Below are 20,221 nucleotides of genomic sequence, written 5' to 3'. Positions count from 1 at the left end.
TCCGCCACTTGCCCCAGCGAAAGCGTTCTCCCGGTCCGGCTGCGGCTGGATTTTTCCGTTGTTTTCGAGGGTTATGAGGGAGGGGCTGAACACTGGCTCGGGCACCAGGTGGGCCGGAAGCGGTCTCTCAGGGCCGGTTTTCTCTAGACCTCATGACTACGCGGATTTGGTGAATAGCTTGCAAGCATCCGGATTTGCTTAGCTTTTCCGATGTCCAGGCAGAATGCTTCGACGCCAGTGGCTTTCGCTGAAAGGGGCCAGATCTGTACGATCGCCAGTGCGATCATTTGTATCAACCCAGCGAAATTTGCTCGGGCTAAGCCGCCAATCTGAATGCCTCTGCTGGTGTATGCATGGCGGGTGCCTGATGCGGACGTTCGTGAACTTCGAATTGTATCTATTCACCGATTGCGTGGCCGTCGACAACAGTTCCGCCTAACGCAATCTGCGCCCCATCGGCACAAGGTTGAAGAATTGTGACAGCGCTTACGAAAAGATAGGACGGTCCAGCCAAGAGTTAATTTTGTCTATCAGCTCTCTGGGCCCACCAGGTCGTGCGAGGGACATGAGATTAAGCGGTAACGCGGTGAGTTCGATATCATTTCCTCCTAGCAATGATGAAATTCGCCAGCTTGTCGGCTGCTGATCTTGATCGACCGGATATGAAAGAGAGATGCGTTGGCAGCCGAGTACGTGTGCTGCTGTGAGAACTTGATAAGTATCAGATGATTTAGGTCGAGCGGTAAGGCGCTTGTATTTAGAGTCAGTGATGGCGACCGGAGTGCCCGTTTTGTCACGAAATACTACGTCCGGCTCAGTGACTAACTTGGGGCCTGTGCCAGAAATGACCACGCCAAAATTCAGCTTGCTCTTGTCGACGCGCTTACCAGCGCGACTGGCCGCCCTTTGGCACAAACGGTATACGTAGTTCTCGTATATCACATCAGCGTTCCACAGAAATCCGGAGAGTGCTTGATTGCCGGCTGCGTGATGAACACCAGCCCCCTCAAGTAACAGAAGCCCGACGATTTTTGCGGGTTCCAGTGCTTGGTGTTGCACGTCGAGGCAAATTCGCTGTGCGTCTAGTAGGTGAGGTGGATTTCTACCTACGTGTGCCAAATTGGCCGAGATCTCACGAAGAGCCCGCGCTCGTCCATGCGCTTTCACAATACCGGCCAAACATTCAGCTGACCACCGTAGTAGCCGTGCCAAAAGCGTGTCATCGGTAAGGTAGTCTGCGATATAGGGAAGCTCCCAAGGGCGTGTGACCCAGTCTCCAAGCCGTGAGACATCGACGCTGCCACGGAGCACGACGCCACTCATCTGTTCACTGTTATAGCCGCGTGGAAGCCCGCGAGCAGAACCCGTGGTATAGGACCTGAGGAACATTTCTGCCAGTAGGTCAGGCATAGATTGCGATGCAAGTTCCTGTGCCGTCGTCAGGCTGTCGTCCACATGACCGCCCTCGACTACTGTGAGGATCCGCCAGAGTACCGTTTGCCAACTTTCGTCGTTTACACTCAGGAACTTGGGTGCAATTTCTATATCGACGTTGCCAATGCGCAAAACGCCGGTAACGGCTTCGGCACGCAACCCCACGAAGCCGCGACCAAGGTCCTCGATCCGGATTGGATCGCCAGATAGCCCCAACTTTCGGCGCCAACGTTTATTCGCGCTAGCGAGAGCATGCAGATCTATAGCCTCTGTCTTGTAAGGTATGGACGCGCCGTACTCGTGAAGAACAATCCGTGGCGGGGCGATTACATCGTAAGCCACCTGAAAGACCTTTTGATCACATCAATGTCTAGCTCGCTCATCCGAACCGGAGCGAGCGTGCGGGCCGTCACCGTGCCACCTGTCGTGGTGCGTAGGGCCCAAGCATAATCACCAGTCGGTGGAGGGGATTCTACATGCAAGAGTTCCAATAGTTGATCGGGACGACCAGAATAGCGGTCTTCGAGTTGCGGAAACAGGACGTCATCCCAAGCCTTCGCGAGACTTCGCCAAGCGAATTTTTCCTCTATGGGTATTTCAGTGCCCGTGTCGTCAAACTTCGAAGTCCGAATCGGTGTCAGCAATCCATGCCCCAACTCAAACTCGGGCCCGAGGTCTGAGGCGATCGCTACGTTGAGGCGATCAAGAAGCAAATACGCAGTGTGAAACGGCGTGAGGGTCTCCCAATTGTCTGTGTTTGGCGCTGTTACTGAAGCCGCGTCTAGGCCCCAGTGAGTAACAAGAACGTTTAGGTTCGGCCGCATTTCAATACGGTCAAACCGTCGCGCAAGGGCGCTATCTATAGGGACGGCAGCTCGATCAACGCTGTTCATTGTAGCAACAATATAGATATGTTTTGGGAAGGTGAAACCGTCAGGAATCTTAGCCGTTTTGCTGCTGGGGCGGCGGATTTCTTCGCTCAGCCCCTTCTCATAAGCTAGCTGTCGGAGTGGCACGGGAAGTGGAACGCTGCCACCCTCACGGTAATCGAAGTCCAAGAAAGTCATGAACTCGCCAAAGATACGTGCGGCGTTACCGCGATTTATTTCGTCGATAAAAATTACAACTGAACGATATTCCGAATTAGAATCTGCCAATTCGAGCGCAGCGTCTAGAAAAACGCCCGACCACGGCTTCAAAGAAGTTCCAGAAGCCGTAATGTCTGGCCTAAGTCCAAGAACAAAATCTTCATATCCATATGATTGGTGAAAAGTGGTCCAGACTACCTTGGCAGGAAGCGGAATTGTAATGTCTAACTCGGGCCTACTAAACGGTTTTTGGGCATCAGTGACATCTAGAAGGATACCTCGATCACTCTTAGGTCGGCTGCGAAGAGCTTCGAATAGCTCGCTAATTAGGCGAGTTTTTCCCGTTGCGGGCGGCCCATACAAAAGTGCGTTTCGACCCGACTTCCACGAAGAAAGAATGTCGTTGATTTTCTCAGACATTATTATTTAACCTGCATCGATTACGCCACCAACAGGCCTATTTCCTTCTGGGAAGAGGTCCCACATAGGATCACCAGGTTTCATGAAACGCGGACGTGGTCCTTTTGTAAATCCGGCGAAGTAGTCACCATCAACGGTTTTGGCAATATAGATGCGCAGGCCGCCATCGGGAAAATGTGGGCGAGCATCTTCTTTGTCTCGTATGTTATCGGGGGCAACGGGAAACCCACGTTTTTCAGTCCACGCTGGATGTCTTTCAGAGCTTGGAGCTTGCCTATTTTGTCTGGCAATGCGCATCCTACTGCCCATCTTTTTCTGAAACTCAATTGGACCGAACACACCGGGCTGACCAATTACGCCGGCTTCGATTCGAATAACTGGAAGTTCGTCAACGTCCACATCGCTTACATCAAGAAAGTCTAGTGTTTGTGGAACGATCGAGCTAGGCACCTCAATGTACAGCGAACCACCTCCGCCCTCAATTTGATGGTGCCGCTCAATGTTATAAAACTCACCCAGCTGAACATTTCGCCACCAAATACGGTCTATTTCTAATTTTTTCATAGTTTCAAGAAACCTCTAGATGATATAGCCGCTCTACCACCGGCCCTTTTTTTCCACCACCGTTGCTGCGATATCGAGTATGGGGTTGTTCGTGCACTGTGACACTGCCGAAGTCACATAAGATGGACAAGAGCTCCGATGCTTGGACTTGTCCGTCTTCGCTGTAAGAAATGAATACGTGTGGAACCCGAAGTTGCTCAAGTGTTTCTCGAAATGCTCTGCCTGCGCTTCGTCGGTAGCAAAAGCTGGATGCCTGATCTCTCCATGGCCGCAGGCCACCGTCGCCAGCGGCGACAGGCTCATCCCCACAAGCAATCGTCTCCAGGATATGGTAGTTCCCTGCGTACTGCCTTTTGGTGTAAGGGGGGTCTAAGTATACAGCATCAGTGTCTAGCTTTGACGCTAGGTGCTCTACATTTCCCTGCAAAACCGAGTGATGACCCTTGGTCCGCTCAAACGTGACTGGTTCGAAGGTGAGCGGTTTGAGTGCGGGCCCCGAGATATCACGTCGGAAATAGCCAAAAGTGCCGCTGATATTGGCTACCTTATTGATTGCCAAGATAAGATGATGGAGTAAAATGCTGTGCTCGACCTCGGTAATGGCTGCCCCCTCGCATAGCTCGCGGATACCTATGCGAATACCGTCAATATGTGCTGCGTTGCTAGCCGAAAAATAGAGCCTTGGTGGACGTCCGTTCGCAGGCTTGCCAGTTTCGCCGAACTCACGGAAAAAGTAGCCTTCCATCGGTGCTGCGGAACGCATCCACTCAAGAGCTTTTTCGTAACCGCCGAGAGCCTTAAAGTCAGGCGGCTCCTTGGCTAAGAGACGCGTTCGTGCGTGTACGACCGGAAAGGTCAATGCGTCAGCAGCCGTAACCGAATAGCCAGCGCGAGCTAGCGCCAACGAGACCGATGCCGTGCCACACATTGGATCAGCTACGGAAGAACCCTCGGGGAGAACATGCGAAATCTTACCTACGATCCAATCGACCAAGCGAGTCTTGTTACCCAAGTATCTGTACGACATGTCTGTTAAGTTGCTCTCTGACGTTTCTTGTTATGCCAATTTTCTATTTCGGATTACGATGCGGTCATACATGCGACGGTAGGTGCCGTCCCCGTTAGGCAGATAGAAGCGCGGACCGCCCTGCTGATAAGTCCCTTTTTCTGCAATCTTCGAGATGGGCTGACCGAGTGTCTTGCTAGATCCTAGTATTTCAAATTGATCGGGATTGTGCTTGTCGAGGAACGAGATTGGAACTCCCATCAATCCAGCATAGTCGGCCGGTATATGCATTGTCTTGTTTACATTGATTGCGTCGAAGTTGGCATATTTTGGGTAGGCCTCTGGGCTATATGTCATTTTAAGATCGAGTTCTTCGTGTCGCGACAAGTAGTCAAGGTTGGTGAACCAGCGGACACCTTTTACTCGAACATATCTATTGCCTTCGCTATCGACTCTCGTGCTCGCAGCAGTAAGGGGATAGTCATCAGGAACTCGGAACTCGCGGTCGCCGCTGCGAATGCTTGGTCCGTACCACATCTGGTTGTGCTGGAAGAGCGAGAATATCTCTTTGTAGGTCACCGCGTTCATGTTCCCGATGATTAGGAACTGTTTCTTATACTCAACCAACTGCGCTACGTACTCGCGAAAGAGCGAGAAAGGTGGATTGGTAACCACAATATCAGCCTGAAGTAGCAACTTAATGCATTCGTCACTGCGAAAATCGCCGTCACCAGCCAGCGTCTTTACAGCTACTGGACCTGGAGCTGGAGCACTCTTATCCAGGCCGCCGCCTGTGTACTCTAGATAAACGGCTTGATCGGATCTGCCACGGCCAAATTGATCGACGTTTCCACCGCCGTAACAAGTAGCAATAACCTTTTTAATAGACAACCTTTCAAAATTGGCGGCGAAGTAACGGAAAAAATTGCTAGCCCGCGGGTCGTCACAATTGCAGTAAACCACCTTATTTTTAAAGTGGTCTTGGTAATGCTCAAGCTCAAGCGCAATGTCTCGGAGCGAAGTGTAGAATTCGTCCTGCTTAGCTTGCCGAGCAGCGGTCAGGCTGGCGGTGGTCATGTACATCTCCTGATGTCAGTAGTTTGAAGTATGTACCCGAGATCATCCGGACTTAGAACACCAACTCTTCTTGATTGAGTTTTTTTAAGATCAAAGGAAGCGTGCTGCTCCGACCAGACGACTGGAAATGGCTCGAGGAACCGCGCCAACGTCATCTCAGGCCCATGTGTCCCGTCCAGGATTGCCTCCACGATGTCTGGCGCAAGCAGCGTCAGGCGCAAGACGCGGGTCATGTAGGACGGTGCGATCCTCTCGCACTCCGCCAGTTCGGCAATGGTGGCGAACTCGCTCGTCTTCAGCATCCGCTTCCACCGGAACGCGCGAGACAACGCCTTAACCAGCGTGTTATCCGTTCGTCGCGGCTGCTCGGCGCCGTCGGGCAACTGCATCTCCTTCCGCCCGCCGCGCTTCACGACGCGGAACGGAACGTATTGCGTGACAGTATCCGGGATCGGTGTCCTTCTGGTCATGCTGCCGCCTCGATGCCGCCTGCAAGCATCTCGAGCGCAAGGCCACTGAGGCCGTCGACGCGCAGCTGGACATTGAGCCCGTCCGTGCCGATGTCGACGCGCTCGATCAACAGCGCAACGATACGCGACTGCTCGGCGGGGAAGAGTTCATCCCACAGCGGGTCAAATTTCTGCAGTGCCGAGCGGGCGTCGGCCTCGGAGATGTCGTCGGCATTGGCGCGTGCCGTCTTCCATGTGCCTGCAACGATTTCTGGCTGGCGGAACACAGCGCGGATTTGGTCTATAACAGCCCGCTCGATCTCCCCCGCAGGCACGCGGCCGACCGGGCATGATCCAGCGCCATGCTTCAAAACCGTTTGGCTGACGTAGTAGCGGTAGAGCTTGCCTTTCTTGCGCGTGTGGGTAGGCGAAAACGCGGCACCATCCGGGCCGAAGAGCAATCCCTTCAGTAGCGCGGGGGTGTCGGCGCGTGTGCGGGCGGCGCGCTTCCGGGGGCTCTCCTGCAGGATCGCATGGACTTTGTCCCAAACCGCGCGGTCGATGATGGCATCATGTTCGCCGGGATAGCTTTCGCCTTTATGGACCGCCTCGCCAATATAGGTCCGGTTGTTGAGCATCCGATACAGGAACTTCTTGTCGATCCGATTGCCACGTCGGGTCCGCACGCCGCGCTCCGCCAGTTCCCTAGCCAATACAGTGCCGGAGCCGATTTCGAGGAACCGATCAAAAATCCAGCGCACATTGGCGGCTTCGTCTTCCTTGATGATCAGCCTTCGGTCTTTCACTTCATAGCCCATCGGCGGCACGCCACCCATCCACATGCCTTTCTTGCGGCTGGCCGCAAACTTGTCGCGGATGCGCTCGGCAGTCACCTCACGTTCGAATTGGGCGAAGCTGAGCAGGATGTTCAACGTCAACCGCCCCATGGACGTAGTGGTATTAAACGACTGCGTGACGGATACGAAAGTCACATCGTTGCGGTCGAACACTTCCACCAGCTGCGAGAAATCCATCAGAGAGCGGGAAAGCCGGTCGATCTTGTAGACCACGACCACGTCGACCAGCCCATCCTCGACGTCGGCAAGCAGTCGTTTCAGGCCAGGGCGCTCCAGCGTGCCGCCGGAGAGGCCACCGTCGTCATATTGATCGCGGACCAGCACCCAGCCCTCGGAGCGCTGGCTGGCAACATAAGCTTCACAGGCCTCGCGCTGGGCGTGCAGGCTGTTGAACTCCTGCTCGAGCCCTTCCTCGGAGGATTTGCGGGTGTAGACTGCGCAGCGCAGTTTCCTGACGATTGGCTTGGTCATGTCCGCCTCCGATGGTTTTTTAGACCGAAGAACACCCAGCCATTCCAGCGCGTGCCGGTGATGGCGCGGGCAATGGCCGAAAGCGATTTGTAAGGACGACCTTGCCAGTCGAAACCGTCGGCCGTGACGGTAACGACATGCTCGACACCCTGCCATTCACGGATCAGGCGTGTGCCCACGATTGGCATCAGGTCAGCGCGGACGCCGCTTTTCTTGCGGTCTCCGCCGTCGAGTTCCTCGCCCAGCCGTTCCAGCCGCCGGATGGTCTGGGGCTTCAGCCCGCCATAGGCCAGTTCCTGAATGCGATAGGCCAGTCGGCTTTCTAGGTAACGCCGATTGAACGGCGGCGGCTCGCTATTGAACAACTCGCGCCATTGCTGTTTCAGCTCCGGCGTTGGCGTTGTTTTCAGCGCCGCCAGGCGCGCGGGGATGGGATCTTGTTTGGTCATGCGTTTCTCCGTTTGGTTGGAGTTGCATGAGGGCATTGGTCGGTCGGATAGTGTAGGCAACTTTCTCCAGTATCGTCAGATACTTCGGCGCGCTCGCGTAATCGCAACCGAACCAGCCCGAGGGCCAGAAGCCCGCACAATTCGGCGCGACGCTCGGCCGGCGTCATCTGGTCGGATGGTAATGGATTGGGGCGTTTCATGCGGGGCAGGTCCGTTCAGCGGTGGCTTCATACTTGAAAAGCCATCTGCGGCGCCGGAACGGGACATCGCTCCAAAAACGATAGTGCTGGGTGCTGCTGCCGCTCCAAGTTGTGCTTCGACCTTGTTTTGTTCAATTGAATCGTCAGACTGGCCCTCGCCAAACGTGGTTAAGACAACGAATAGGAGGGCCAGGTGGCTAGATCATTGTTTCGCGGTGCACCGGAACTCTCGCGGCTTTTCGCTGAGGCCCCAATTGAGTTGATCAGTGAATTTCTTTTGCACTCCCAGTTTTCTGTTTTTGTCGGCGATGCATTGGCATCTATGCCTGCTGATGCGGAAGAGCAGGTCCATCGCGACAAGATGGCGGAAATGCTGAAAGCCTTGAAAAGCGATAGAGCAAGCCTGATTGAGAGCGAGGCACGTCGCGTCATGCGGATGACCGATCAAACGCCAGAAGCGATGCTGCGTCGACTCGGCGAAGACGGGCGTTTCTCTGCGAAGGAGGGGCTGAATGCGCAGAGGGATGCGCTCGCCAGGAGCCTGTGGGCCTATCTCCACGCCTTCCCGCTGTTCGAGGCGGCAGAACGCGCAATGCAAGTGCGCGTCTATCGTGAACACGGGACACTTTACGAGGCGTGGTCAATAGATGCGTCGATCCCCCTCGCTGCCGAAAGCGTCGATCACGATGCGCTATCAGCGGAAATCGCCGAACTCCTGCAACATGAAGATGGCTGCAAGGTAGAGGCGATCGATCTCCCCGCTGAAAACGGTAAGAGCCAGGATGTCCTGCTGGCTGTCACGTTCTTTGGTGCCTACGCGAGCCAGAAAACCGTCCAGCCGGACAAGTCGACAAAGCTGATCTATTTTCGGCCGCCTGACGAGATGCTGTTGGTGTATTCACAGGCTCGGCGGCGAATCGAGGTTTGTTCGCGCGACCGGCAAGAGCGCAAGATCGTCGCCAATCTTTTCGCCGCGGATACTCTGAAGCATGATATTTCGAACAAGCCCCTGACGCAGAAGACGTATAACCTGTCGCGCTTTCGTAACTCGCTCAAGCTGCCGATTCCCGATGAAGAAGCGCATCGGGTAAAGAAGGCCAGCATCATCGAAGTTCAGGTCGCGCTGGGCGACTGGTCTCGGAAGGTGACCCTCAGTGTTGCCCCGGACGACGATATCGACGCAATCGCTCGCAGCGTCTTCGGAGCGATCATTCCGAAAGCTGGCGGGGGATATGTCACGAAGGTCCGCTTCCGGATCGAGCACGTAAATGGGCGTGGCCGCAAGGGCACCTTGCAGTTCGACGTCTTTGGCAGGAACAAGTCCAACATCCAGAGCGAACGGGACCCGGCCAAGCGGGAACTGGGATACGATCTCCTCGAAGCGTGGGGCGTGCTGGAACGCATTGGCGACCTTTCGAAGCCGCAGCGTAAGGAGAAGCTTCCGCAGCTGCTGACGCTCTACGATCTCGCCGCCGAAAAGGCGTCCGGCGAGAACCTCGATGAACTCGGTGTCGATGCCGATGAACTCACTGGCGCCGGCTTCCTGACACGCAAGGGATGGTCGGATGTCATTCTGTTCGAAGACGATGAGCTTGGCGAGGTCGTTCATAACGTCGAGCGCGACGGCACGAGCGGCGAGGCGACACTGACGCTGGTCGAAGGTGGAGCGGGTTCGACGATTCCGGCTGATGACATCTCCGAGTACGAGATCCGTTTCGATTATCTGCGTGACGCGCTGCGGGACGTGCTCAAGCCAATGAACCTGAAAGGACGCGTGCGCGAACTGGCCGATCATCTCCATCAGTTGGGTGTCGCCAGGATCGGATTGGCCGATACACCGATTTACTTGGCGCGTGCGGCATCGGTCGACAAATTGCTAGAGGCCTCCGACCGCCTTGTTCGGGGCGAAGGTAATCGCATTCGCGGAATCGTTTTCGTGCCACAGGGCGTCCGCTTTCCCTACCTCGGTTGTCACGTCGTCCTGAGCCTCAAGGATTACATCGATGCCGATAGCGGCATGATCGACGCGGATGCGGTGCGTTCCTCCTACGAGGCTGCGATCGACCCGGCTGTGCGGGGCGCCGCGGTGCACTTTCGCAAACAAGGCGATGACGCCGCTCAGATCTCCGTGCCGGGTCAGGATCCGCGGATCGTCACTGGTGCGAAGAAAGTGAAGCTGTTCGAGCGTCTGTACATGGCCCATCGCGATCGCGAACATAGCGTGAAACTTGGGGTATTGAAGGACTACGCCGGTTTTTCCCAGCTGCCTCAGCTGTTTGGAAAGGATTGGGCCGAAATGAACGGCCGGTACTTGTACTCGCCGTGCCATTCATTTTGGGCTCTATGTGAGGAACCCATCTCCGTTTGATCTCCCTTTGGGGGGTCTGACTATCTCCGATTCGGCACTGCATTTGGAAGGCTCCTCAAGCAAAGGAGCATTTTCAAATGCCGAATCATCTTCCGATCCGCCGCCCCGCCACAGGCCAAGGCCGCACCATCACTCCCGCCAAATCCGCCAATGACTGGCGCTGCATCTGTTGCGGCAAGCTGCTCGGCATCCACCGTGACGGCCAGATGCATCTGAGCTTTGCGCGCGGACACGAATATCTCGTGAGTTACCCCGCGACGGCCACTTGCCGCGGTTGCGGCACGCTGAACCAGGCGACTGATCCGGCGCGCTAGGGCGCGCCACTCACCTTTTTCCCGATCATCAGAGGCGCACGACGCCCTGAGGCCCGTGGGAGGCGCTGGACGCCCGGCCGGAAGGCTGGCGTCCAGTGTCTTTCGCATGGCACGAAATCCGTAATCGCATGGTGCATTCCGCATCCACCCTCCATTTCCAGCGCAGTTTCGACACCGTTCGGCGCGCGCGACACCCTTTGCAATGCTTCCGTGATCCGGCGGCATTACTGGACAGACTGCATCGCGGCTCAGGCAATCCCGAAGACAAGAATGTGATCCTGTCCGCCCTCGTCGAGGTGGCGCAGCGCGACGAGCTCGCGTCCGACTGTGCCCTGACGCTGCTGCTGCTGGCACTCTGGCCCGGTCTCGATGCCATCCGGCGCCGGTCGATCTGGCAGAGAATTGGCACCGCCGACGAGATAACCTCCGACATCCTCGCCCGCAGTACCGAAGCGATCCGCGGTGTTGATTTGGACCGCGTCAACAGAATCGCGGCCACCATCCTGCGGAATATCGAACGCGACATGATCCGCGCCAGACAGCGTGAATCGGCGCGGCAAAGCCTGCGTAGCGAGACCGATCCCGACGAAATACCGATCGACGCAGAAATGCTTCATGGCACCGCCAGCCACGGACTTCTCCATGGCGACCTCGTCCGCATCATCGGAACGGATGCGGCATTGGTGATCCGTGTGGCGATCGAGGGCTTCTCCCAGGCCGAGGCCGCCATCGAGTTGGGCCTGTCCGAAGCCGCCGGGCGCAAGCGCTACCAGCGCGCCATGCAGAAGCTGCGCGAGGCTCTTCAAGAAATCTCCTGAAGCGATGTCCCGATCCGGCGCTGCCGGTGGCTTTTACCAATTAAGCGCCACTGAGCGCCCCACTCAAACCGAAAGCCAAGAAACATGATCAGCAAAACCGACCCGTCGCCCGAAGACCTCAAGCGCATTCCCGGCCTCTACCGCCGCTGGGAATTGAACGAGGTCTGCGAGGCCAACCGCAATTATCAGATCGAGGACGCCGGCGTCCATGCCGACGGGACGCCGCTGCTGGCGATCTATGTCAGCGAGCCCGCGGCCGATGTTTGCGAGGCCACATGATGCGCCTCCTCGATCGTTTCATTTCACGGAGAGAAAACATGCCGGATCAACCCGACGCGATCACCCGTCTTCGCAAGATGCATTACGTCCTCGAAGACCTTCCCGAAACCATCACCTTCCCGCAGCGCCCCGGCGACGAACCGCGCGCGCCGCTACCGGTGGTCAACGCAACTGTCGACGAGATCGCTTTTGCGATCGTGGAGGCGGAGAGGGAGGGGGCAGCCGCTTACCGCCGCGCCGCCATGTTGCAGCGCCTCTACACGCTTGCGCGCGAGGCCGGGTGTATCGGTGCCGATTGCGCCGCTCCGGCGGTGCTCAAGCAGGAGGGTCATTCATGAGCCTCCCCATCATCAGCGCCGATGAACGTCTGGCTGAGCTGCGCGGCATCAAGGGCTGCATTTTCGGCAAATCCGGCATCGGGAAAACCTCGCTGCTCTGGACCCTCGATCCCGAGCGCACGCTGTTCATGGATCTCGAAGCGGGCGATCTCGCCATTGAGGGTTGGAGCGGTGACACGATCCGGCCGCGCACCTGGACGGAATGCCGGGATTTCGCGGTGTTCATCGGCGGGCCCAATCCGGCCTTGCGCGACGACCAGCCTTACAGCCAAGCCCATTATGACGCCGTCTGTGACCGCTTCGGTGATCCGGCAGCACTCGATCACTACGACACTATCTTCGTCGACTCGATCACCGTCGCCGGGCGGCTGTGTTTTGGGTGGTGCAAGGGCCAGCCTGAGGCGCTGTCGGTGAAGACGGGCAAGCCGGATGTGCGCGGCGCTTATGGCCTGCACGGGCGCGAGATGATCGCCTGGCTCACCCATCTGCAGCACACGCGGGCCAAGAACGTCTGGTTTGTCGGGATCCTCGACGAGAAGCTCGATGACTTCAATCGCAAGGTGTTTCAACCGCAGATCGATGGCGCAAAGACCGGGCTCGAGCTGCCGGGGATCGTCGATGAGGTGATCACCATGGCAGAACTGCCGTCCGACAGCGGCGATCCGTATCGCGCCTTTGTCTGCCAGACGATCAATCCTTGGGGATTCCCGGCCAAGGACCGTTCAGGTCGCCTCGAGCAGATCGAAGAACCCCATCTCGGCAGCCTGATGGCGAAAATCCGAGCGCCTGCGGCCCCGGCACCCGACCGTCTGACTTACGCCCGGCCGCCGGCTGAGCCGACCGATGAAGACCAATCCCAACCGCAATCCTAGTCACAGAAAAGGAGGTTCCCCATGGGTTCCTGGAACGATTTTAACGATGCTCAGAGCAACACCAACCTCATCCCGAAAGGCACGCTGGCCAAGGTGCGCCTGTCGATCCGCCCCGGCGGGTTCGACGACGCCTCACAGGGTTGGACCGGTGGCTATGCCACGCGTGGAACAACCGGCTCGGTCTATCTCAATGGCGAGTTCACCGTGACCGAGGGGCAGTATGCCCGCCGCAAGGTGTTCAGCTTGATCGGGCTGTACTCACCCAAGGGGCCAGACTGGGCCAATATGGGGCGCAGCCTCGTGCGCGGCATGCTGAACTCGGCGCGCGGTATCTCCGACAAGGACATGTCGCCCGAGGCACAGACCGCGCGCCGCATCAACGGCTTTGCCGATCTCGACGGGATTGAGTTTGTCGCCCGCATCGACATTGGGACTGACGCTCATGGTGACGATAAGAACGAAATTCGCAGCGCTGTCACGCCTGATCACCGCGACTACGCCACCTTGATGGGGTCTCTGCCTTTGCAGGCCAACGCGAGCAATGCAACTGGACCAGCCCAGCAGGGAGCCGAACCCGGAGCAGCCCAGACCAACCAGCCAGCAGCCACCCCCGGTGCGCCCGGGCGGCCCAGCTGGGCGCAGTAAGGGGGCTTGGTCATGCGTTTGCGTCCCCGTCAGAAAACCTTCGTCGAGCGCAGCCTTGCTGCGCTTGGCCAACACGGCAACACGCTGGGTGTAGCACCTACCGGTGCGGGCAAAACCATCATGCTCTCGGCGATCACCGGCGAAATGATCGGTGATGGCGCCAAGGCCTGTGTTCTGGCGCATCGCGATGAGCTGACCGTACAGAACCGTGCCAAGTTCCAGCGTGTGGTGCCGGGCACTTCAACTTCGGTGATCGACGCCACGGAGAAGTCCTGGGGCGGCGACGTGACCTTCGCCATGGTTCCGACTCTGGCGCGGGCGTCAAACCTGGCCGACATGCCGCGCCTCGACCTGCTGGTGATCGATGAGGCGCATCACGCGGTGGCGGCCAGTTACCGACGCATCATCGACCGAGCCCGCGACGCCAATCCTGATACGCGCATATTGGGAGTGACGGCAACACCGACCCGGGGCGATCGCAAGGGATTGCGCGAGGTCTTTGATAATGTTGCTGACCAGGTCCGCTTGGGAGAGCTGATCGCCTCGGGCCATCTCGTGCCGCCACGGACTTTTGTCGTCGATGTGGGTGTCCAAGAAGAGTTGAAATCAGTGCGTAAAACCAGCGCGGATTTCGACATGACCGAGGTGGCGGACATCATGGACCGCGCGCCCGTCACCGACGAAGTAATCCGCCACTGGCGCGAGAAGGCCGGAGATCGCCAGACCGTCGTGTTCTGCTCCACCGTTGATCACGCGAAACATGTGACCGACGCGTTCAACGCTGCTGGTATTTCCGCCGCGCTGATCCACGGTGAATTGGCGGCTGACACCCGCAAGACCATCCTCGCTGATTACGCGTCGGGCAATATTCGAGTCGTCGTCAACGTGGCGGTGCTGACGGAAGGTTGGGATCATCCGCCCACGTCCTGCGTCGTGCTCCTGCGGCCCAGCTCCTACAAATCCACCATGATCCAGATGGTCGGGCGCGGGCTGCGTACGATTGATCCGGAGGAACACCCTGGGCTGGTCAAGACCGACTGCGTCGTGCTGGATTTCGGCACCTCAAGCCTGATCCACGGCACGCTGGAACAGGATGTCGATCTCGACGGCAAGCTTGATCCCGGCGCGGTGCCGACCAAAGCCTGTCCGGCCTGCGAGGCGGAGATCCCGCTGGCCGCCACCGAATGCCCGCTCTGCGGTGAGATATTGCTGCAGGACGAGAACGAGACCGACGCGGACGCTGTGCCGCTCTCTGGTTTTGTCATGACCGAGATCGACTTGCTAAAGCGGTCCAGTTTCGCGTGGGTTGATCTGTTCGGGACGGAGGATGCGCTGATGGCCACGGGCTTCAAAGCCTGGGGTGGCATCTTCTGGTTGGACGGGATCTGGTATGCGATCGGCGGGGCGAAGGGTATGCGGCCACGCTTGCTCAGCATTGGTGAGCGCGCTGTCTGCCTCGCGCAGGCGGACGATTGGCTCAACACGCATGAGACCGACGAAAGCGCTTTCAAAACGCGAGGTTGGTTGCGCCAGCCCCCGACGGACAAGCAGCTACAATACCTGCCGCCCGAGTATCGTCATGACTTTGGCCTGACCCGTTACCGGGCCTCCGCTTTGATGACCTTTAAATTCAACAAACGGGCGATCCGTGCAGCAGTCGAGGCGGCGGCCGGGACTGAACTGGTGGCGGCATGAACCATGTCGCGCAAATCCCATCCCCACCCAGACCGGTTGCGGATGGCCTGGAGCGTCTTCGCCTCTGGCATCCGCGCCTCATACCGTGCGCCGTCTGCCTACGCCCGGCTCAGGGCTACGGCTTTTTCAACCCCAACAAACCTCGCCCACGCACGCGCCACTGGTTCTGCTCAACGCCGTGCCAGGGCTGGTTCGCGGGCCGTCAGAAGAAAGGTCTGAAAATGCAGGGAATGACCGAAGAAGAGCACGTCGCCATCGCGGGTGTCATGAAACGCCTTGGCGCCGCCATGGATGAAATCGGCTGGGACAAACGCCTCTGCGATCTGGATGCCAACGAGGTCACTTTCCTGATCGGGGAAGTTCTGGAGGGCTACGGCGCGGAGATGTCGCGGATCGCGAAATCTGCGGAGGTGCCGTTTTGATTCTGGATTTCAACCCACGCCCCTCCACGACTGAGCGGATCAACGCGCGGATCGACGCCGCGCTGGTCGCCGAGCGCGAGGCGACGCCGCCTCGGACCTATCTCGGCGCCTCCCGGCTCGGGCATGTTTGCGAACGCGCATTGCAGTTCGAGTTTGCCGATGCGCCAAAAGCTGAGGGCGCCGATTTTAACGGGCAGACGTTGCGGATCTTCGCAATCGGTCATCAACTTGAGGACCTGGCGATAAGCTGGCTGCGCGCCGCGGGGATCGACCTGGTCACGCAAAAGCGTGATGGCGGTCAATTCGGCTTTTCCGTCGCGGGTGGTCGCATTCGAGGTCATGTCGACGGGATCATCGCCGATGCCCCAGCGGCGATTGGCATGCGTATGCCTGCGCTCTGGGAGTGCAAGACCATGAATGCCAAGAACTGGCGCGCCTGCGTCAAGCACGGTGTGACAAAGTCGAAGCCGATCTACGCCGCGCAAATCGCAACCTATCAAGCTTACATGGAGCCGTCAGTACCGGGGATATCAGCGGCCCCGGCGTTATTTACCGCGATCAACAAGGATACGGCCGAGTTGCATCATGAGCTGGTGCCTTTTGATGCTGACCTAGCGCAACGCATGTCCGATCGCGCGGTGCGGATCCTGCAGGCCACCGACGCCGGTGAGCTGCTGCCGCGCATCACCACCAATCGTGATTTTTTTGAGTGCCGGTTCTGCGCATTTGCGGCTCGGTGCTGGGAGGAGAGCACATGACGGATGAACCCACAGACAATTCCGATTCAGAGCATCACCGATCCATTTCAGGCGACACGCCGGCCGATGAGTCCAAGGAAAACATCGTCCATTTCAATCCGTGGCGCGATTTTAACGACGCCGCCCCGCAGATCGACGTGTTCGGCGACGAGCCGGATCCCGAGCAGATTGCTCAGTTCATGCAGGTGGTCTTTGGCTACTCTGACGGGCTGATCCCGGTGCGCAGTTTCATCGACAAGGGTCAGGGCATCGATGGGCGCCCGCATAACATCTGGCTCGAGGCGGATCAGGCCGCGCCCGAAAAGATGGCAACCTTCGCTACATGGGCCTCGCGCGAAGGTGCTGCCGTGTATGTCATACCTGGCACCGTGGCCGCGACTGGTCAGGCCAAGGCTGCTGAAGTCCTGCAGATGCAGACCGTGGTTGTTGATCTCGACACCGGCGATATCGCGGCCAAGCGCGCCCATCTTGAGCGCCACCTCGGTGCACCGACCATGGTGGTGGAAAGCGGTGGTGTAACCCCCGAGGGGCAGCGCAAGTGCCATGTCTGGTGGGCGCTGACCGAGCCCGCGGAAGGTGACGACATCGCCCGCGTGTGTCGTCTGCGCGGTGACATCGCGGCTAAGGTCGGCGGTGACATGCATTTCCGCTCGGCCCACCAGCCAATCCGGGTGGCAGGCAGCGTCTATTACAAGAACAGCCTCAAGACGCTGGTTCGGATCGTCGAGCTGAACGCCGACCTTGAGCGTGATTTGATCGAGTTCACCGAAGCTGTCACCGACATGCCGCCGGCACCCGGCATCTCATTGCAGCCCGAGTTCAACCATCCCGACAAACCGGCGATGGATGATGTCCTGGTCACGCCGGTGCGCGAGGGGGCGCAGGATGATTGGTCCCGCTTTGAGGGTGCGTCGGCCGCGATCGGGTATTTCATCCGCATGGTTCACGAGGGCCGGCTGAGCAAGGACGAGGGTTGGGAGGGCATCTGCGGCTACAATGCCGCGATGCTGCGCCCCCAATGGCCCGTTGAGCGGCTCAAGCGCGAGTCCGAGCGCCTCTGGGAGCGCCATGTCGAGAAATACGGGCCACCGCTGATCCGGCTGGATTCCGGCGCACCGGGGCCGGATGAGATGCCCGCATTCACATTGGGTGCACTGCTGGACGACCAAAGCCCGATGCCCGAGGACATCATTGCGCCGCGCGTGCTGACGCCGGGCGGGCTCTTGGTGCTGGGTGGCGCGCCGAAAGTGGGCAAGAGCGACCTGCTGATCTCCTGGCTCGTGCACATGGCGGCCGGCGTGCCGTTTCTCGGCTTCACGCCACCGCGTCCGCTGCGCATTTTCTACCTGCAGGCCGAGATCCAGTATCACTATCTGCGCGAGCGCTTGAAACAAATCGCTTTACCGCCAGAGGTTCTGGCCGCTGCGCGCGATACCTTTGTCGCCACCCCGAAGCTGAAAATGCTGCTTGATAACGAGGGTAGCGTCCAGGTGGCGCGCGCCGTTCAGACCGCCTTCCCCGATGCACCAGTGGACATCATCTGCGTCGACCCGATCCGCAACTTGTTTGACGGCGGGCCCGACGGCGGCGGCGAAAACGACAACACCGCCATGATGTTTTTCCTGAAGGAACGAGTGGAGGTGCTGCGTGATCACATAGACCCAGACTGTGGCGTGATCCTGATCCACCACACCAAGAAGCTGAATAAGCAGCAGGTAAAGGACGATCCCTTCCTTGCTCTTTCCGGTGCCAGCGCGCTGCGCGGTTTTTACACCTCTGGCTTGATCCTGCACCGGCCGGATGAGGATGCGTCCGAGCGCAAATTGGAGATCGAGCTGCGCAATGGCCCGGCGCTGCCTCCAAAGCTGATCGACAAGGTCGATGGCCAGTGGGTCGAGATCAACCCGATGAATGAGCGGCTGGTGCGTCAGGAAGTGGGCGCGAAGCAAGATGCCGAGCGGGATCGAAAGCGAGACGTGATCCTCGACATCCTTTTCGAGGAAGCGGTCGCGGGGCGTCTCTACACCACCATGCAATTTGCCGAGGCATTCGAAAACAAGAGCGGCCTTGGCAGCAAATTCACCATAAGGGAGCGCCTCAGTGTCCTCGCCACGAAGGGTCACATCAAATTCCTGCGCGATGGCGCGAAATTTGGATACCCAAAGGTCCGGTCGCGATTTGGCTATCTCTGCGTCAAGGGCATGCACTTCCGCCCAGAGGAGCATGTGGACCCCGAGACCGGGGAAATCTGCGAGACCGCCGTTCCGGTGCTGCCCAGTCACTACAAATGCCAACTTTCGGGCGTCTGCATGGACGTCGAAAACCCCTCCGTCTGGGTCTACCCGGAGACGGGCGCGGGCGGCAAAAGCGCGTCACTAACTCCTAAGAGTGAGGCCTAACTCCTATGTCCTCACAAACTCCTGGTTCAATGAAATCAATAGCTTACCGAGGACGAGGAGTTAGTGGCCTAACTCCTCCCCAACTCCTCCAAACCTCTCATTTGTCTATAGTTATCAGAAGCTTATCCGAAGAAGAGGAGTTAGCATGGAAAGCCCCCATACTACGTATGGGGGGCCAACCAGCAGGTTTGGCCCCCATCCCATACGTAGCGGGGTATCCGCGCGTGCGGGTCCTGACATTCCCTGGACAGTCCAATCCGACGACGGCGGCCGGTACCGCCAAGCACATGACCGCCGTCGTCTTCCACCCGAGTAGCCACCCAAAAAAGGAGACCACCCATGGCTGACCTGACTCTGACCAGCGCCACCGCAGGCGCAATCCCGAATATTCCCGAGCCGTCTGAGATGGGTCGCGCGATCCTCGGCCTCGATCTGGGCACCACCACCGGCTGGGCGCTGTATGGCACCGATGGGCTGATCACCAGCGGCACCGTGTCGTTCCGCCCCGGTCGCTTTGACGGTGGTGGCATGCGCTATTTGCGGTTCACAAATTGGCTGACCGAGATCGACCGTCTGTCGGGGCCCATCGAAGCGATCTATTTCGAAGAGGTGCGCCGCCATGTGGGCACCGATGCAGCGCATGTCTTTGGCGGTCTGATGGCCAGCTTGACCAGTTGGGCCGAACTGCGCGGCATCTCGTATCAGGGGGTTCCCGTCGGCACGATCAAGAAATACGCAACTGGAAAGGGCAACGCCAACAAGCAGGCTATGCTCGCGGCTGCCCGGGACCGCGGGTTCAGCCCCGCCGACGATAACGAGGCTGATGCTATCGCAATCCTGCTCTGGGCGATTGAAACTAGGGGAGGTGTTGCATGAGACGGCAGGAGTCCTGGACCGCTGATGACGTTGCAGAGCATTTCGAGGAAGCGTTTCGCACCTTGCGTAAGCTGCCGCCGGTCAAAGCGCGTGGGTATTTCAGCGCCTGGCCAGACATCGCACGATCACCGCGCGAGATCGCCGCAATGGAGCCAGAGCCTATGCGCGTCCCGCCATCACCAGTCGCGATCACCCGGCTCGAGCAGACCTTCGATTGGGTGCTCTGGATCGAAGAGGCCGAGCGCAAGCTGATCTGGTCTCGCGCCGCCCGTGTGCCGTGGAAACAGATTAGCGGCGAGATGGGATGCGATCGCACCACCGCGTGGCGGCGCTGGCAACTGGCGCTCACCAAGATCGCGGCGCGGCTGAATGCGGCGTGATTCCAGAGTGTTGCAACACTTTTGTGTTCGACACATGCAACA

General features: G+C 58.5%; 21 protein-coding genes and 1 pseudogene. 14 read left to right on the top strand and 8 right to left on the bottom strand.

Translation table 11 applies throughout. From position 1 onward, the window contains the following. Nucleotides 1-486: 486 nt before the first annotated feature. Nucleotides 487-1,539 (bottom strand): 5-methylcytosine restriction system specificity protein McrC, encoded by a 1,053-nt coding sequence (locus ACGKZZ_RS16285; RefSeq protein WP_411224587.1) that lies wholly within the window; start codon nucleotides 1,537-1,539, stop codon nucleotides 487-489. Between ACGKZZ_RS16285 and ACGKZZ_RS16280 the strand changes: the two genes are divergently transcribed. Continuing rightward, complete coding sequence (locus tag ACGKZZ_RS16280; protein WP_411224588.1) at nucleotides 1,456-1,644, top strand: hypothetical protein; 189 nt, start codon at nucleotides 1,456-1,458, stop codon at nucleotides 1,642-1,644. The genes ACGKZZ_RS16285 and ACGKZZ_RS16280 overlap by 84 nt on opposite strands. A gap of 116 nt (nucleotides 1,645-1,760) precedes the next feature. Here the strand turns inward: ACGKZZ_RS16280 and ACGKZZ_RS16275 are convergent, their stop codons facing one another. The 7 genes and pseudogenes from ACGKZZ_RS16275 to ACGKZZ_RS16245 form a co-directional block, all read right to left on the bottom strand. Continuing rightward, nucleotides 1,761-2,942, bottom strand: coding sequence for an AAA family ATPase (locus tag ACGKZZ_RS16275; protein ID WP_411224584.1), 1,182 nt, complete (start codon nucleotides 2,940-2,942; stop codon nucleotides 1,761-1,763). Between the two features lie 6 nt (nucleotides 2,943-2,948). Then, entirely contained in the window at nucleotides 2,949-3,506 is a 558-nt protein-coding gene (locus tag ACGKZZ_RS16270) for a hypothetical protein (RefSeq protein WP_411224583.1), read from the bottom strand. Nucleotides 3,507-3,510: 4 nt separating this feature from the next. After that, nucleotides 3,511-4,533 (bottom strand): DNA adenine methylase, encoded by a 1,023-nt coding sequence (locus ACGKZZ_RS16265; protein WP_411224582.1) that lies wholly within the window; start codon nucleotides 4,531-4,533, stop codon nucleotides 3,511-3,513. Nucleotides 4,534-4,563: 30 nt separating this feature from the next. Beyond that, nucleotides 4,564-5,589 carry an adenine-specific methyltransferase EcoRI family protein gene (locus ACGKZZ_RS16260; protein WP_411224581.1) on the bottom strand — a complete coding sequence of 342 codons (1,026 nt, stop codon included), beginning with the start codon at nucleotides 5,587-5,589 and terminating at the stop codon, nucleotides 4,564-4,566. A 92-nt stretch (nucleotides 5,590-5,681) separates the two neighbouring features. Next, nucleotides 5,682-6,059: pseudogene (locus ACGKZZ_RS16255) on the bottom strand (hypothetical protein); the annotation flags it as partial. Next, nucleotides 6,056-7,366 carry a recombinase family protein gene (locus ACGKZZ_RS16250; protein WP_411224580.1) on the bottom strand — a complete coding sequence of 437 codons (1,311 nt, stop codon included), beginning with the start codon at nucleotides 7,364-7,366 and terminating at the stop codon, nucleotides 6,056-6,058. The gene ACGKZZ_RS16250 and the pseudogene ACGKZZ_RS16255, both read right to left, overlap by 4 nt. Beyond that, nucleotides 7,363-7,815, bottom strand: a complete 453-nt coding sequence (locus ACGKZZ_RS16245; protein ID WP_411224579.1) for a DUF2924 domain-containing protein — start codon at nucleotides 7,813-7,815, stop codon at nucleotides 7,363-7,365. Before ACGKZZ_RS16245 ends, ACGKZZ_RS16250 begins: the two co-directional genes overlap by 4 nt. A gap of 393 nt (nucleotides 7,816-8,208) precedes the next feature. Here ACGKZZ_RS16245 and ACGKZZ_RS16240 point away from each other — a divergent pair, with 393 nt between their 5' ends. The 13 genes from ACGKZZ_RS16240 to ACGKZZ_RS16180 all read left to right on the top strand — a co-directional run bounded on the left by ACGKZZ_RS16240 (nucleotide 8,209) and on the right by ACGKZZ_RS16180 (nucleotide 20,179). Then, on the top strand, nucleotides 8,209-10,383 hold the full coding sequence (locus tag ACGKZZ_RS16240; RefSeq protein ID WP_411224578.1) for a hypothetical protein: 2,175 nt from the start codon (nucleotides 8,209-8,211) through the stop codon (nucleotides 10,381-10,383). Between the two features lie 77 nt (nucleotides 10,384-10,460). Then, nucleotides 10,461-10,697, top strand: coding sequence for a hypothetical protein (locus ACGKZZ_RS16235; protein ID WP_411224577.1), 237 nt, complete (start codon nucleotides 10,461-10,463; stop codon nucleotides 10,695-10,697). A gap of 128 nt (nucleotides 10,698-10,825) precedes the next feature. Further along, nucleotides 10,826-11,515 (top strand): RNA polymerase sigma factor, encoded by a 690-nt coding sequence (locus tag ACGKZZ_RS16230; RefSeq protein ID WP_411224576.1) that lies wholly within the window; start codon nucleotides 10,826-10,828, stop codon nucleotides 11,513-11,515. A gap of 84 nt (nucleotides 11,516-11,599) precedes the next feature. Beyond that, complete coding sequence (locus ACGKZZ_RS16225) at nucleotides 11,600-11,794, top strand: hypothetical protein (protein WP_411224575.1); 195 nt, start codon at nucleotides 11,600-11,602, stop codon at nucleotides 11,792-11,794. Between the two features lie 38 nt (nucleotides 11,795-11,832). Beyond that, entirely contained in the window at nucleotides 11,833-12,132 is a 300-nt protein-coding gene (locus tag ACGKZZ_RS16220; protein ID WP_411224574.1) for a hypothetical protein, read from the top strand. Continuing rightward, nucleotides 12,129-13,004 carry an ATP-binding protein gene (locus tag ACGKZZ_RS16215; RefSeq protein WP_411224573.1) on the top strand — a complete coding sequence of 292 codons (876 nt, stop codon included), beginning with the start codon at nucleotides 12,129-12,131 and terminating at the stop codon, nucleotides 13,002-13,004. Before ACGKZZ_RS16220 ends, ACGKZZ_RS16215 begins: the two co-directional genes overlap by 4 nt. Nucleotides 13,005-13,025: 21 nt before the next feature. Continuing rightward, nucleotides 13,026-13,649, top strand: coding sequence for a hypothetical protein (locus ACGKZZ_RS16210; protein ID WP_411224572.1), 624 nt, complete (start codon nucleotides 13,026-13,028; stop codon nucleotides 13,647-13,649). Between the two features lie 12 nt (nucleotides 13,650-13,661). Beyond that, nucleotides 13,662-15,344: a DEAD/DEAH box helicase family protein gene (locus ACGKZZ_RS16205; protein ID WP_411224571.1), complete on the top strand. Its 1,683-nt coding sequence runs from the start codon at nucleotides 13,662-13,664 to the stop codon at nucleotides 15,342-15,344. 221 nt (nucleotides 15,345-15,565) lie between these two features. Continuing rightward, nucleotides 15,566-15,766: a DUF6511 domain-containing protein gene (locus ACGKZZ_RS16200; protein WP_411224570.1), complete on the top strand. Its 201-nt coding sequence runs from the start codon at nucleotides 15,566-15,568 to the stop codon at nucleotides 15,764-15,766. Then, nucleotides 15,766-16,524: a hypothetical protein gene (locus ACGKZZ_RS16195; RefSeq protein WP_411224586.1), complete on the top strand. Its 759-nt coding sequence runs from the start codon at nucleotides 15,766-15,768 to the stop codon at nucleotides 16,522-16,524. The genes ACGKZZ_RS16200 and ACGKZZ_RS16195 overlap by 1 nt, the downstream gene beginning before the upstream one ends. Continuing rightward, nucleotides 16,521-18,923: an AAA family ATPase gene (locus ACGKZZ_RS16190; RefSeq protein WP_411224569.1), complete on the top strand. Its 2,403-nt coding sequence runs from the start codon at nucleotides 16,521-16,523 to the stop codon at nucleotides 18,921-18,923. The genes ACGKZZ_RS16195 and ACGKZZ_RS16190 overlap by 4 nt, the downstream gene beginning before the upstream one ends. 405 nt (nucleotides 18,924-19,328) lie before the next feature. After that, nucleotides 19,329-19,799 carry a crossover junction endodeoxyribonuclease RuvC gene (locus tag ACGKZZ_RS16185; protein WP_411224585.1) on the top strand — a complete coding sequence of 157 codons (471 nt, stop codon included), beginning with the start codon at nucleotides 19,329-19,331 and terminating at the stop codon, nucleotides 19,797-19,799. After that, complete coding sequence (locus ACGKZZ_RS16180; protein ID WP_411224568.1) at nucleotides 19,796-20,179, top strand: DUF6362 family protein; 384 nt, start codon at nucleotides 19,796-19,798, stop codon at nucleotides 20,177-20,179. The genes ACGKZZ_RS16185 and ACGKZZ_RS16180 overlap by 4 nt, the downstream gene beginning before the upstream one ends. Nucleotides 20,180-20,221 lie beyond the last annotated feature (42 nt).

It is taken from the genome of Marivita sp. S2033 (genome assembly GCF_046592965.1).
Taxonomy (GTDB): domain Bacteria; phylum Pseudomonadota; class Alphaproteobacteria; order Rhodobacterales; family Rhodobacteraceae; genus Marivita.
Note: the sequence above shows the minus strand (reverse complement) of the source record. Positions and strands in the feature narration are given on the sequence as shown.